Consider the following 248-nt stretch of genomic DNA (forward strand, 5'->3'; position numbering starts at 1 on the left):
TGGAGGCTGAGCGCGCCGCCGGGCTCCAGGGAGGTCCAGGTACCGCCCGCGGCCAGGGCGGCGGCCCGGACCGAGCGCCCCTTGTCGAGGAAGACGACGCGGCTGAGCGGATAGCGGAGCCATTGCAGGGCAAGAAAGGAAAGCAAGGCGCTCTTGCCCGCCCCGGTCGGCCCCACAACCATGGCGTGACCCACATCCCCGACATGGAGCACCAGACGAAAGGGCGTGGATCCCGTCGTCCGGGCCAC

This window comes from Brevundimonas sp. (assembly GCF_032107865.1).
Taxonomy (GTDB): domain Bacteria; phylum Pseudomonadota; class Alphaproteobacteria; order Caulobacterales; family Caulobacteraceae; genus Brevundimonas.